This window comes from Streptomyces sp. XH2 (assembly GCF_049725035.1).
GTDB lineage: Bacteria > Actinomycetota > Actinomycetes > Streptomycetales > Streptomycetaceae > Streptomyces > Streptomyces roseoverticillatus.
Genome location: NZ_JBMMMZ010000002.1, coordinates 360853 through 373528, shown reverse-complemented (window position 1 = coordinate 373528; position 12676 = coordinate 360853). Strand labels below are relative to the sequence as shown.

At 72.7% G+C, this 12676-nt stretch carries 12 protein-coding genes; 6 read left to right on the top strand and 6 right to left on the bottom strand.

The window, feature by feature from the left end:
- The first annotated feature begins 21 nt into the window (after positions 1-21).
- On the top strand, positions 22-840 hold the full coding sequence (locus tag ACOTKD_RS05325) for an esterase/lipase family protein (protein WP_424887688.1): 819 nt from the start codon (positions 22-24) through the stop codon (positions 838-840).
- Positions 841-961: 121 nt separating this feature from the next.
- Here ACOTKD_RS05325 and ACOTKD_RS05320 read toward each other — a convergent pair whose 3' ends face one another.
- On the bottom strand, positions 962-1174 hold the full coding sequence (locus tag ACOTKD_RS05320; protein ID WP_424887687.1) for a hypothetical protein: 213 nt from the start codon (positions 1172-1174) through the stop codon (positions 962-964).
- Positions 1175-1346: 172 nt separating this feature from the next.
- On the bottom strand, positions 1347-2516 hold the full coding sequence (locus ACOTKD_RS05315; protein WP_424887686.1) for a steroid 3-ketoacyl-CoA thiolase: 1170 nt from the start codon (positions 2514-2516) through the stop codon (positions 1347-1349).
- A gap of 319 nt (positions 2517-2835) precedes the next feature.
- Here ACOTKD_RS05315 and ACOTKD_RS05310 point away from each other — a divergent pair, with 319 nt between their 5' ends.
- From ACOTKD_RS05310 to ACOTKD_RS05295, 4 genes are all read left to right on the top strand, one after another.
- The gene (locus tag ACOTKD_RS05310; RefSeq protein ID WP_424887685.1) at positions 2836-4068 is read left to right on the top strand and encodes a cytochrome P450; all 1233 of its coding nucleotides are present in this window, start codon (positions 2836-2838) and stop codon (positions 4066-4068) included.
- A 235-nt stretch (positions 4069-4303) separates the two neighbouring features.
- A complete protein-coding gene (locus ACOTKD_RS05305; RefSeq protein ID WP_424887684.1) occupies positions 4304-4924 on the top strand; it encodes a DUF6230 family protein in 621 nt (206 codons plus the stop codon).
- A gap of 1 nt (position 4925) precedes the next feature.
- Positions 4926-5513, top strand: coding sequence for a DUF6114 domain-containing protein (locus ACOTKD_RS05300; RefSeq protein WP_424887683.1), 588 nt, complete (start codon positions 4926-4928; stop codon positions 5511-5513).
- A complete protein-coding gene (locus ACOTKD_RS05295) occupies positions 5510-6214 on the top strand; it encodes a hypothetical protein (protein ID WP_424887682.1) in 705 nt (234 codons plus the stop codon). The genes ACOTKD_RS05300 and ACOTKD_RS05295 overlap by 4 nt, the downstream gene beginning before the upstream one ends.
- 30 nt (positions 6215-6244) lie before the next feature.
- Here the strand turns inward: ACOTKD_RS05295 and ACOTKD_RS05290 are convergent, their stop codons facing one another.
- The 3 genes from ACOTKD_RS05290 to ACOTKD_RS05280 all read right to left on the bottom strand — a co-directional run bounded on the left by ACOTKD_RS05290 (position 6245) and on the right by ACOTKD_RS05280 (position 10884).
- Positions 6245-8323, bottom strand: coding sequence for a bifunctional glycosyltransferase 87/phosphatase PAP2 family protein (locus tag ACOTKD_RS05290; protein WP_424887681.1), 2079 nt, complete (start codon positions 8321-8323; stop codon positions 6245-6247).
- Positions 8324-8420: 97 nt separating this feature from the next.
- Positions 8421-8651 carry a hypothetical protein gene (locus tag ACOTKD_RS05285; protein ID WP_424887680.1) on the bottom strand — a complete coding sequence of 77 codons (231 nt, stop codon included), beginning with the start codon at positions 8649-8651 and terminating at the stop codon, positions 8421-8423.
- Positions 8652-8766: 115 nt separating this feature from the next.
- On the bottom strand, positions 8767-10884 hold the full coding sequence (locus ACOTKD_RS05280) for a DHA2 family efflux MFS transporter permease subunit (protein ID WP_424887679.1): 2118 nt from the start codon (positions 10882-10884) through the stop codon (positions 8767-8769).
- A 317-nt stretch (positions 10885-11201) separates the two neighbouring features.
- Here ACOTKD_RS05280 and ACOTKD_RS05275 point away from each other — a divergent pair, with 317 nt between their 5' ends.
- Positions 11202-11882 (top strand): HAD-IA family hydrolase, encoded by a 681-nt coding sequence (locus tag ACOTKD_RS05275; protein ID WP_424887678.1) that lies wholly within the window; start codon positions 11202-11204, stop codon positions 11880-11882.
- Between the two features lie 184 nt (positions 11883-12066).
- On the opposite strand, the gene ACOTKD_RS05270 is transcribed toward ACOTKD_RS05275, so the two are convergent.
- Positions 12067-12648 (bottom strand): TMEM165/GDT1 family protein, encoded by a 582-nt coding sequence (locus ACOTKD_RS05270; RefSeq protein WP_424887677.1) that lies wholly within the window; start codon positions 12646-12648, stop codon positions 12067-12069.
- Between the last annotated feature and the right edge of the window lie 28 nt (positions 12649-12676).

The window sequence follows — 12676 nt, the reverse complement described above, 5'->3', positions numbered from 1 at the left end:
TTATTATCCGCTCTTGCCCTGATGTTGGCCGTCGGCTCCACCGCCTCGGCGGCCTCGGCAGCCGACCGCCCCTCAGCGGTCAGCAGCGGCTGGAACGACTACAGCTGCAAGCCCTCCGCCGCCCACCCGCGCCCGGTCGTCCTGGTCCACGGCACGCTCGGCAACGCCGTCGACAACTGGCTCGTGATGGCGCCCTATCTGGTCAAGCGCGGCTACTGCGTCTTCTCCCTCGACTACGGCAAGCTGCCCGGCGTGCCGGTCCTCTACGGCCTCGGCCCCATCGCCGCGTCGGCCGAAGAGCTCTCCGTGTTCGTCGACAAGGTGCGCGCGGCTACCGGCGTCGACAAGGTCGACATGGTCGGTCACTCGCAGGGCGGCATGATGCCGCGCTACTACATCAACTTCCTCGGCGGCGCGGACAAGGTGAACCACCTCATCGGTCTCGCCCCGTCCAGCCACGGCACGACCATGATGGGTCTGACCAAGCTGATGGACAGCGTCCCGGGCGCCCGGAAGGCGCTCGGGGGCATGACCCCGGGCCTCACCGACCAGGCCCTCGGCTCCGCCTTCCTCAACCGCCTGAACTCCAGCCCCGACACCATGCCCGGCGTCGAGTACTCGGTCATCGCCACCAAGTACGACCAGGTCGTCACGCCGCACGGCACGAACTACCTGTCGGGCCCGAACGTCCGCAACATCCTGCTCCAGGACCTCTGCCCGCTCGACTTCTCCGAGCACATCTCGATCGGCAGTGTCGACCGCATCGTCGTCCACAAGGTCGCGGGCCTCCTCGACCCGGCCAACGCCGAGCCCACCACCTGCGCGTCGGTCCTGAGCTGACACGACGCGGCGCCCCGGCAAGCGGCACGCGCCCGGCCGGGGCGTCACGCCCCGGCCGCACCGGCCCCTGCGGGCGCGTCCCCTCGGACAAGGCCCGGCCCGGCCCCGTGGACGGCCGCCGTCAGCGGAGGTGGCCCCGTTCGTCGATGTGCCGGGTGGGGGTTCCCAGGAACACGTCGCGTGCGTGCGGGCCGTAGGCGATGTTGATGGTGTTCTGTTCGTAGAACCAGTCGGCCATGCCCGCGGCGCTGCTGCTGCGGTGGTTGAGCCGCCAGCGGAGCCACTCGCCCGGAGCGAGCCGGACCGCCGGCGGCCGGCTGCGTCTCGGGGGCATGGCCCGGAGGAGCGAGATGGCGGGCGGGCGGACGAGCAGGCGGCCGCGCCGGGGGTGTTGCCGGGAGGACGCTACGGAACGACCGCGCCCGTGTCGCGCGGATTTCGCGGCAGGGAGGCCCCCGGTGCCGGCCGTCCGATCGCCGGTCGGCCGGCCGGGAGAGCAGCCGGCGTCACAGCCGCTGGATGATCGTCCCCGTCGCCTGCGCCCCGCCCGCGCACATCGTGATCAGCGCGAACTCCTTGTCGGCCCGCTCCAGTTCGTGCAGCGCGGTCGTGATCAGCCGGGCCCCGGTCGCGCCCACCGGGTGGCCGAGGGCTATCGCGCCGCCGTTGACGTTGACCTTCTGCAGGTCCTGTTCGAAGACCTGGGCCCAGGACAGGACGACCGACGCGAACGCCTCGTTGATCTCGACCAGGTCGATGTCGTTCAGCGACATGCCGGCCTTCCCGAGGACGGCCCGCGTCGCGTCGATCGTCCCGTCGAGGTGGAAGTGCGGGTCGGCCCCGACGAGCGCCTGCGCGACGACGCGGGCCCGGGGACGCAGCTTCAGGGCGCGGGCCATCCGCTTGGACGCCCACATCAGGGCGCAGGCGCCGTCGGAGATCTGGGAGGCGTTGCCGGCGGTGTGGACGGCGCTCGGCATCACGGGCTTGAGCCCGCCGAGGGCTTCGGCGCTCGTGTCGCGTAACCCTTCGTCGCGGTCGACGAGCCGCCACATGCCCTGCCCGGCGTTCTGCTCGTCCTCCGTCGTGGGCACCTGGACGGCGAACGTCTCCCGCTTGAAGCGCTCCTCGGACCAGGCGCGGGCGGCGCGCCGCTGGGAGAGGAGGCCGAGCTCGTCCACCTGCTCACGGGTCAGGCCTCGCTTGCGGGCGATGCGCTCGGCGGCCTCGAACTGGTTGGGCAGGTCGACGCTCCACTCGTCGGGGAACGGCTTGCCCGGCCCGTGTTTGGAGGCGCTGCCGAGCGGCACCCGGGACATCGCCTCCACGCCGCACGCGATGCCGATGTCGATGACACCGCCCGCGATCATGTTGGCGACGAGGTGGTTGGCCTGCTGCGAGGAGCCGCACTGGCAGTCGACGGTGGTGGCCGCGGTCTCGTAGGGCAGGCCCATGGCCAGCCAGGCGGTGCGCGCGGGGTTCATCGACTGCTCGCCGGCGTGGGTGACCGTGCCGCTGACGATCTGCTCCACGCAGTCCGGCTGGATTCCGGTACGGTCCAGGACCTCGCGGTAGGTCTCGCCCAGCAGGTAGGCGGGGTGGAGGTTGGCGAGCGTGCCTCCGCGCTTGCCGATGGGGGTCCGTACGGCTTCGACGATGACGGGTTCCGCGGCCATGGTTCGTCCTCTCGTGGCATCCGCTGGGCGTCCCGGCGCCCCCGGCAAACAAGAACACGTTCTTGTTCCGCTCTTCCGTTCGCAGTCTTATGAGCGCTACCCCCGGTACGCAAGGGTCGCGCACGTGCCGGGCGCGCGACAGATGGCCCCGCACCCTCTCTTGCCGCCCGCCGGGCCCGTCACTACCGTCGGGGCATGCGTATCTGATGGACCGTCAGGCATGTGCCCTGGTCAGGCATGCGTCCGTCAGGCGCGTGCCCCGTCAGGCGCGTGTCCGTCAGGCACGGCCTCCGCGCCGCCGACGCCCCATGGAGGACCGATGTCCGCTCCCGCGCTCCCCGAAGGCTTCGACCTCACCGACCCCGCCGTCTACCACCGCCGCGTCCCCCTCCCGGAGTTCGCGGCGCTGCGCCGCACCGCGCCCGTGTGGTGGGTCGCCCAGCCCCACGGCATCGCGGGCTTCGACGACGACGGCTACTGGGCGGTCACCCGGCACGCGGACGTGAAGGAGGTCTCCACCCGGCCCGACCTCTACTCCGCCTCCCGCAACACCGCGATCATCCGCTTCAACGAGCACATCTCCCGCGAACAGATCGACGTCCAGCGGCTCATCATGCTCAACATGGACCCGCCCGAGCACACCCGCGTCCGCCGGATCGTGCAGCGCGGCTTCACCCCGCGCGCGATACGGGCCCTGGAGGAGGCCCTGCGCGAGCGCGCCACCGCGATCGTGGCGGCGGCCCGGGAGCGCGGCAGCGGCGACTTCGTCACCGACATCGCCTGCGAGCTGCCCCTGCAGGCGATCGCCGAGCTCATCGGCGTCCCGCAGGAGGACCGGGCCCGCATCTTCGACTGGTCCAACAAGATGATCGCCTACGACGACCCCGAGCTGGCCATCACCGAGGAGGTCGGCGCGCACTCCGCGACGGAGCTCATCTCGTACGCGATGAACCTGGCCGCCGCGCGCAAGGAGTGCCCGGCGAAGGACATCGTCAGCCGGCTGGTCGCCGCCGAGGACGAGGGCAACCTGGCCTCCGACGAGTTCGGCTTCTTCGTGCTGCTGCTGGCCGTCGCCGGCAACGAGACCACGCGCAACGCCATCAGCCACGGCATGCACGCCTTCCTCACCCACCCCGGGCAGTGGGAGCTCTACAAGCGCGAGCGTCCCGTGACCGCCGCGGAGGAGATCGTCCGCTGGGCGACGCCCGTCGTCTCCTTCCAGCGCACGGCCACGCGCGACACCGAGCTCGGCGGCGCCCGCATCCGCGCCGGTCAGCGCGTGGGGCTCTTCTACGCCTCCGCCAACCACGACCCGGAGGTCTTCGACGCCCCCGAGGTCTTCGACATCACCCGCGACCCCAATCCGCACCTCGGCTTCGGCGGCGGGGGGCCGCACTTCTGTCTCGGCCGTTCGCTGGCCGCGCTGGAGATCGACCTCATCTTCCACGCGGTGGCCGACGCCCTCCCGGGCATCCGGCTCGCCGGGGAGCCGCGGCGGCTGAGGTCGGCGTGGCTGAACGGGATCAAGGAGATGCGGGTGCGGTACGCCTAGCCGCCGCCCTTCGGCCCATGGCTGATCGATGTGGTGATGGTGCGTCAAGTTCCTTTGCCCGTACGGGAATAGTCCGTACCGGGACCTTGTCCGCCGACAGCCGCGGACTTACTCTCGGGTACACCTTCCGGGCAGGCCCGTCACGCCGTACGCCCGTGACATCACCGGCCCCGTGCCGCACGGAGGCCGCCCGTCCGGCAGCGCTCATCCGAGGCTCTCCGAGGGGACGATCAGCATGAACGACGCGCAAGGCAGACCGGTCACGGGACGGGTCAGGTGGCGCAGGTTCGCCGTCCTGGCCGTGCCCGGCTTCGCGGCGACGGCGGCGCTGGCCGTGGCGCTGGCCGAAGGGGCCCTCGCGGCCTCGTTCGCCGTGTCGGGGCAGGAGTTCAAGGTCTCGGCCGACAGCCTGGAGGGCAACGGTTTCGCGCAGTACGGCAGCGTGGACACCAACGCCCGCGGCGACCTGCTGCCCGTCGCGGTCACCGCGATCAAGGAGGCCGAGCTGAAGAAGCTCTGCCAGTCCGTGGTCACCCACCTGCCCGTCATCGGGGACATCTCGCTCAACCTGACGGCGGGCGGCAACGGCACCCCGGTCCGGGCCAGCAACCTCTTCCTCGACGCCACCCAGATGGGCGGCGACGCCGAGTTCAAGAACGTCGAGATCGGCCGCGACGCCTCCACCCTCGACAAGGGCCCGGACGGCGCCCAGGGCCTGCAGGACCTCTTCGCCCAGCAGGCCGACCACGTCAGCGTGAAGAAGCTCCGGCAGGTCGCGTGGGCGACCAACGCGGGAACGTTCAAGCTGGCCGGGCTGCGGCTGAACATCGCCAAGGGCAAGCAGGAGTGCTTCTGACGTGGCGGACGGCACCGCAGGCACAGGGCCCGCCGCCGTCCGTCCCCGTCCCCGGCGCCACCCGTGGGCCGCGTGGCGCCGGTGGCGCAAGGCGCGGCCCTTCTGGGGCGGCCTCGCCACCGTGCTCGCCGGGGCGGAGATCTCCGTCATCCCCCTCGCCCCGCTGAAGATCATGCTCCACCAGGGCATCGCGGGCATCCCCTCGGTCCTGATGGGCCTGATCATGGTGCTGATGGGGCTGAGCGCGTGGTTCGCGCCGCAGTACCGGGCCCTCGCCGGGGTGGTGACGGTCATGATCGCGGCCGCGGCGCTGGTGATGTCGAACCTCGGCGGGTTCCTCTTCGGCACGATCCTCGGCGTGATCGGCGGGGGCATGGTCTTCGCGTGGCAGCCGGTGGCGCCGGTGCCAGTGCCGGCGCCGGAGGACGGGGGCACGGTGCCGCTCTCCGGCACGGGAAGCGCACCGGGCGGCGGAGACGCGCCCGGACGACCCGACGCCCCTCCCGCGCACCGCGACGCGGCGCCCCCCGCACCTCACGACGCTCCCCCCGCGCACCACCCACACCTCCCACCCAAGGAGACCCGATGACCACCCCGCGCAGACTCCGTCCCCGTGCCGCCCTCGCCTGCGGCGCCGGGCTGGCCGTCGCCGCCGCCCTCACGCTGACCGGCGCGGCGGGCGCCCAGACGGGCCCGGCGGCCGCGACGGCCGTGGCGGGCTCCACCACCGTCACCCCGGCCGGCCACTCCTTCGCCGCCACGCTCAACGGCAAGGCCACCTTCAAGGCCGGCTCCGTGACCGCCACGTGTACGGCCTCCAGCTCCACCCCGTCGGACGACTCCGCCGGCAACCGGATCCCGGACGCGCCCGGCAACCAGAACCCCTCGGGCCCGGTCACCAGCCCCATCAACGCGCCCACGTACACCGGCTGCACCGCCAGCATCCCCGGGGTGACCACCACCGTCGTCACGTCCGGCGCGTGGCAGGTGTCCATGCAGAACGGGTCGCCGATCGCCGCGACCCTCACCATCCCGACCGGCGGCTTCGTCCTGAAGTCCACGGGCCTGGCCAACTGCACCATCACCGCGGCCCCGACCGCGGCCGCGGACATCGTCGCGACCTACACCAACGGCTCCCCGGCCAAGCTCACCGTCAGCAACGCCAGTGTCCCGGTGAAGGTCGAGGGCGGCTTCGGCTGCCCGACCAGTGCGACGACGTCCGTCTTCAACGCCGTCTACGACATCACGGACACGACCGACCCGGGCTCCCAGATCACCGTGAGCGACTGACCCGGTCCCGGCCGGGACCGGGGCCGCCGGTCAGCCCTTCGCCGCGGGCGTGGACGCCGTCCCCGTGACCCCCGCGGACCCCGCCGACCCCATGGCCCCCGCGGGCAGCGGATCGCTCTCGCCGCGCGCCGCCGGCACCTTCCCGAACACCAGCCTGCCGGGACCGCTCAGCACGTACTGGATCGCGAAACCGGCCAGGACGACCAGGGCACCGCCGACCGCGTCGAGCACGTAGTGGTTGGCGGTGCCGACGATCACCGCGAACGTCAGCAGCGGATAGAGCATGCCGAGCCACTTCGACCACGGCCTCGACGCGACGACGGCGATCACGATGCCGCACCACAGCGACCAGCCGATGTGCAGCGACGGCATGGCCGCGTACTGGTTCGACAGCTCCGTCAGCGCCCCGAAGTCCGGGTGGTCCAGGTCCTGCGGCCCGTTGACCGTGTCGATGAAACCGAGGCCCGGCATCAGCCGCGGCGGCGCCAGCGGGTAGGCCCAGAAGCCGGCGAGCGCGAGCAGGGTCGCCAGGGACAGCGCGGTGCGGGCCCAGCGGTACGTGCCGGGCCGGCGCACGTAGAGGTAGACCAGCAGGGAGACCGGCACCAGGAAGTGGAAGGTGCCGTAGTAGTAGTTCATGCCGCCGGTGAGCCAGCCGATGCCCGCCACGAAGTGGTTGAAGCCGTGCTCGGCGTCGACGTGCAGGAACTCCTCCATGCCGAGGATCTGCCGGCCGTGCGCCTCCGCGAGCGAGCGCTCGTCCGGGGCCTGGGCGCGGATGAACTGGTAGCACCAGTAGCCGACCCGTATCAGCATCAGCTCCAGCAGGACGTTCGGCCGGGTCAGCGGCCGCCGCCAGAAGCGGAACAGCGGCACCCAGGAGAACCGGCCCGGCTGCGGCTCGGCCGCCGGCGTCGGCACCGGCCGCTCCCAGCCCTCCGCGGTGCGGGACAGGAACGGCACCACGCAGGCCGCCAGCAGCGCGGCCAGCAGCGGGGCGTTGTCGCCGAGGGGGCGCAGCAGCGGGTTGTCCGGCATCAGCACGGTGCTCGGGAGCGTCGTGACGAGCACGACGAGCACGGGCCACACCAGGCGGTCGGCGCGGCGCCTGCCCACGCGGCCGACGACCGCGAGCAGGATCCACAACTGCTGGTGCTGCCACGCCGTCGGCGAGACGGCGACCGCGGTGCAGCCCGCGACGGCCGTCGCGAGGAGCGCCTGCCCGCCGAGGGCGTAGCGGGCGGCCCGGCGCAGGCCGAGCACGGTGACCGCGGCGGCCAGCACGCCGTACAGCGCAAGTTCGGCCGGGCCGTGCAGGCCGGTGCGGAGCAGCAGGCCGTGCAGGGACTGGTTGGCGAGCCCGTCCGGGGCGTGGCCGAGACCTCTGCCTGCAACGTGGTGGATCCAGTACGTCCACGAGTCGTCCGGCATGAAGACCCACGTCAGCGTCGTACAGGCCGCGAAGGTGACGCCGGTGGCGGCGGCCGCGCGGCGGCGGCCCGTCAGCCACTGCAGGACGGCGAACAGCAGCACCGCGGGCTGCAGGGCCGCGGCGACGCCGATGAGCAGGCCGCTCACCCGGCCGGAGCCCTTCACGAGGCGGGGCGGGCAGCAGCCGAGGAGCACCAGCAGGACGGGGATGATGCTCGTCTGCCCCAGCGTGAACGTGTTCCGCACGGGCAGCGACAGCACCGCGAGGATCACCGCCACGGGGGCGGCGAGCAGCGCCGTGCGGCGCGGGACGGGACCGGGCAGGGAACGGGCGGCGACGAGCGCCAGGGCGACCACCAGCAGGAGCGTGCCGAACGTCCAGAAGATGCCGAGGCTCTGCTCGGCGGCCTTCGTCAGCGGCTTGAGGACGAGTCCCGCGAAAGGAGTACCGGTGAACTCGTCCGTGTCGTAGAGCGAGCCCCTGACGTGGAGGACACCGCCGTCACCGATCCACCGCTCCAGGTCGGTGAACCGCCGCCCGGGAGGCAGCCGCAGCACGGCAACGGCCTGACGGACGGCCAGCAGTCCGGCGAGCAGCCACAACGCGCCCAGGACGAGGCCGGTCCCCGGCCCCTCCCGCGCCGGACTCCCGAGCCCACTCCGCTCCGCATTCGCCACGCCCCGCAGCTCCTCCAGTCGCCCGGTTCGGCTTGCCCTCGAAAGACTCGTTGAGACCTTACTGAGTCCCGGAGAAGAGACGCAGGTCACTCTCGGGTCACCTGACGACTTCCTTCATTTCGTCTGGATGGCTTGATTCCGACGGGGTGCCCGTAAAGCCGTCGACCGCCCCGACGCGGCGGATCTGCTGCTGGACGACTGGTGGCGGCAGGCCGTCGTGGACACCGCCGGAGGCGACGAGGCCGCCCGGGCGGTGCTGGAGGATGCCGTGGCTCTTCACCTCATCGAGGTGGCGCGCGAGGAGTCCGGCGGCCGCACCATGACCCACGACGAGGCCATGGCCGTGAACAGCGGGGCGAAGGCGTCGCGTCGTACGCCTGATCCGGGCCGACAACACGGCTCGCAAGATGCGTGCCCTGCGTCAGAGGGGCGGGCGCCCGCCCTCACGCACCCCCCGGACCCCCCGCGCCGCCCTTCCCCCGGTCCCGCCGCGCCTCGTGGTCCCGCCGGGGCAGACCCTCCCGGTCGTGCGGCTGTTCCGCGTCCGAGCCGCACAGTTCCGTGTTGAGTTCGCGGACGAGGGCGTCGAGGTCCGTGGGGCGGTCGGGGGTCCACCAGTCGCCGAGGAGGTCGGCGAGGGAGGCTTCGCGGGCCTGGAAGAGGAGTCCGGCGACGCGGCGGCCCTCGTCCGTGAGGATGAGCGGGAGGCCTTCGCGGCGGGCCAGGCCGCGGACCTCCAGCTGGATGGCGGCCTCGGTGACGGCGCGCAGGGGGACGTCGGCGCGCTCGGCGAGCAGGGAGGGTTCCACGGAGCCGTAGCGGTTCATGCGCAGGAGCATCCAGCTGGCCGCGGGCCGCAGGTCGAGCCCGGCCCGTTCCGTGATCACCTCGTAGATCTTCTTGCGGCCCTCGCGGCTGCCGAGGAGGGAGAGCGCGCGGGCGACCTCCTCGTGGGAGGAGCGCTCGACGGGGTTGCTGGAGACGACCTCGCTCGCGTCGGGGGCGGTGACGCTGCCGCGCAGGGGTTCCTCCCTGAGGAACCAGGCGAGGACGAAGGCGGCGAGGGCGGCGGGGACCGCGTAGATGAAGACGTCGGTGATGGAGTCGGAGTAGGCGGCGAGGACGCGCGCCCGCTCCCCCGGCGGCAGGGTGGAGACGGCGCGCGGGTCGGCCTGGAGCCGGCCCGCGCTGACGCCGGGCGGCAGCTTCGCTCCGGCGAGGGCGTCGGCGATGCGCGGCCCGAGCGCGTTGGCGAAGATCGTGCCGAAGATGGAGACGCCGAAGGAGGCGCCGATGGAGCGGAAGAAGGTGGCTCCGGAGGTGGCGACACCGAGGTCGCGGTAGGCGACGGCGTTCTGCACGATCAGGACGAGGACCTGCATGACGAGGCCGAGCCCGAAGCCGAAGACGAAGAAGTAGCCGCTCATCTCGGCGGTGCTGCTGGCGGGGTCGAGCTGGTGGAGCAGGAGCAGGCCGATGGTCATGATGCCGGTGCCGGCGATGGGGAAGGCCTTGTAGTGGCCGGTGCGGCTGACGATCTGGCCGGAGGCGGTCGAGGCGATGAGCAGCCCGGCCACCATCGGCAGCATGTGCACGCCGGACAGCGTCGGCGAGACGCCCTGCACGACCTGCAGGAACGTCGGCAGGTACGTCATGGACCCGAACATCGCGAAGCCGACGACGAAGCCGATCACCGAGCAGAGGGAGAAGGTGTGGATGCGGAAGAGGCTGAGCGGCAGCACGGGCTCCGCGGCCCGCCGCTCCACGGCCACGAACGGCACGAGCAGCAGCACGCCCAGCACCCCGAGGCCGGTGATCTGCCAGGACGTCCAGGGGTAGGTGACGCCGCCGAGCGAGGTCATCAGCACGAGGCAGGTGGCGACGGCGGCGATGAGGAACGTGCCGAGGTAGTCGATGCGGTGCGGGGTGCGGCGGACCGGGATGTGCAGGACGGCGGCGATGGTGAAGAGGGCGACGACGCCGATGGGGAGGTTGATGTAGAAGACCCAGCGCCAGCTGAGGTGGTCCACGAACAGGCCGCCGAGCAGCGGGCCGAGGACGCTCGTACCGCCGAAGACCGCGCCGAAGAGGCCCTGGTAGCGGCCGCGGTCGCGGGGCGGGACGATGTCGCCGACGATCGCCATCGACAGCACCATGAGCCCGCCGCCGCCGAGGCCCTGGAGGGCGCGGAAGGCGATGAGCTCGCCCATGTTCTGGGCGATGCCGCACAGCACGGAGCCGAGCAGGAAGATGACGATGGCCGTCTGGAAGAGCTTCTTGCGCCCGTACTGGTCGCCGAGCTTGCCCCAGAGCGGGGTCGCGGCGGTGGAGGCGAGCATGTACGCGGTGACGACCCAGGAGAGGTGTTCGAGGCCGCCCAGATCGCTGACGATCGTGGGCAGGGCGGTGGAGACGATCGTCTGGTCCAGGGCGGCGAGCAGCATGCCGAGCAGCAGTGCGCCGATCGCCACGAGGACGGTGCGCCGGGGCTGTCCCTCGCCGGGTACGGAGGCGGGCTCCGGCGCTGCGGCCACGGAGGGGCCAGGGGTGTCGTCCGCCATGGGCGCTCCCGGGTCTCCTGGGGTCTCGCGGGGCCCCGCCGGGTCTCCTGGACGGCGGGGCCCTTCCATCGTGGTCCCGATCGGCGCGTCCGGCCCGCCGGGGTAGGCCATTGGCAGCGTCCGGGGGGCGGCCGGAAGGGGCCTGCGGGGAGCCGCCGGGCCCGCCGGGGGCGGTGCGCCCGCTCCCGCCCGCAGGCACGGGTTGGCATGAAAGGCCCGACTTTTTGTATCGTGGGGAAACAAAGTGGTTCCGCCCGTATTCCCTGACCGGCGGGCGGGACCGCTTGTCTCCCTCCCGCGCGCCCTGGAGTCCGCCGATGCAGGCCAACGCCCCCGCCGCCACGACCACGCTGACCGCCCGCGCCCTGCTCCTGGACATGGACGGGACCATCGTCAACTCCGACGCCGTCGTGGAGCGCTGCTGGCGCGGCTGGGCCGCCGAGCAGGGGCTCGACGGCGACGCGGTGATGAAGGTCGTCCACGGCCGCCAGGGCTACGCCACGATGGCCGTGCTGCTCCCGGACCGCCCGATGGAGCAGAACCACGCCGACAACCGCCGGATGCTCGCGGCCGAGACCGCCGACGTCGACGGCGTCGTGCCGGTCGCCGGCGCCCCCGCCTTCATGGCGGCCCTCGCCGCCCTCCCCCACGCCCTGGTCACCTCCGCGGACCGCGCCCTGGCCGGGGCCCGCATGGGCGCGGCGGGCCTGCCCATGCCGGAGGTCCGCGTGACCGCGGAGTCCGTCGGCGCGAGCAAGCCGGACCCGGAGGGCTTCCTCAAGGGCGCCGCCGCGCTCGGCTTCGAGCCCGCCGACTGCATCGTCTTCGAGGACTCGGAGGCGGGCATCGCCGCCGGCCGGGCGGCGGGCATGCGCGTCGTCGGCGTCGGCCCGCGCGCGGCCGCCCACGGCCCGGACGTGGCCGTGGCGGACCTGACGCAGGTACGGGTCGAGGCGGCGGCGGACGGCGCGATCACGCTGCGCATAGCCGGCCGCTGAGCCGGGCCGGCTCCCGCCGGCCCGCCCCCACCGGGGTGCCGGACGCCCGCCCGGCCACCGCGACCGGCGACCCGGCCACCGCGACCGGCGAAAAGGACCCGCCGCTACGGCGCGACACCGCTACGGCGAGGGTCCGGCGGAATGAACGGGCACCGCGGCTGCCGCGGCCCTGCGCCCCCGGCGATCAGCCGGACACCGCCTCGTACAGGCTGAAGCCCGCCAGCCCCAGCATCACCACCGCCGCCACCCTGGTGACGATCGCCAGCGGTACGTACTTCATCAGCGTGCGCCCGCCGACGATGCCCAGGCCCGCGACGGCCCACAGGGCCAGTACCGCGCCGAGGCCCACCGAGAGCGGGTCGTCGTAGCGGGCGGCGAGGTTGGCGGTCATGATCTGGGTGAGGTCGCCGAACTCGGCGACGAGGATCAGCATGAAGCCCGCCCCGGAGACCTTCCAGAAGGACTGGTCGGCGGGCTTCCGGATCTCCTCGTCGTCCTCGTCCTTCTTGAAGAGGAGCATGGCCGCGCCGGCGAGGAAGAGCAGGCCGACGACGCACTGCACGAGGCGGTGCGGCAGCAGCGACAGGACGCTGCCGGCGGCGACGGCGAGCGCGACGTGCACGGCGAAGGCGGCGGCGACACCGGCGAAGACGTAGCCCGCGCGGTAGCGGGTGCCGAGCATGAGGCCGGCCAGGGCGGTCTTGTCGGGCAGTTCGGCGAGGAAGACGACGCCGAAGGCCAGGGCGGCGACGGTGAAGCTGAACACGTGGTGGATCCCTCAGTCGGTCGGGTGC

Coding starts and splice junctions, on each gene's coding strand:
- ACOTKD_RS05320 (WP_424887687.1), bottom strand. CDS start 1,174: ATGCCCCCGAGACGCAGCCGGCCGCCGGCGGTCCGGCTCGCTCCGGGC.
- ACOTKD_RS05305 (WP_424887684.1), top strand. CDS start 4,304: ATGAACGACGCGCAAGGCAGACCGGTCACGGGACGGGTCAGGTGGCGC.
- ACOTKD_RS05325 (WP_424887688.1), top strand. CDS start 22: ATGTTGGCCGTCGGCTCCACCGCCTCGGCGGCCTCGGCAGCCGACCGC.
- ACOTKD_RS05280 (WP_424887679.1), bottom strand. CDS start 10,884: ATGGCGGACGACACCCCTGGCCCCTCCGTGGCCGCAGCGCCGGAGCCC.
- ACOTKD_RS05310 (WP_424887685.1), top strand. CDS start 2,836: ATGTCCGCTCCCGCGCTCCCCGAAGGCTTCGACCTCACCGACCCCGCC.
- ACOTKD_RS05295 (WP_424887682.1), top strand. CDS start 5,510: ATGACCACCCCGCGCAGACTCCGTCCCCGTGCCGCCCTCGCCTGCGGC.
- ACOTKD_RS05275 (WP_424887678.1), top strand. CDS start 11,202: ATGCAGGCCAACGCCCCCGCCGCCACGACCACGCTGACCGCCCGCGCC.
- ACOTKD_RS05315 (WP_424887686.1), bottom strand. CDS start 2,516: ATGGCCGCGGAACCCGTCATCGTCGAAGCCGTACGGACCCCCATCGGC.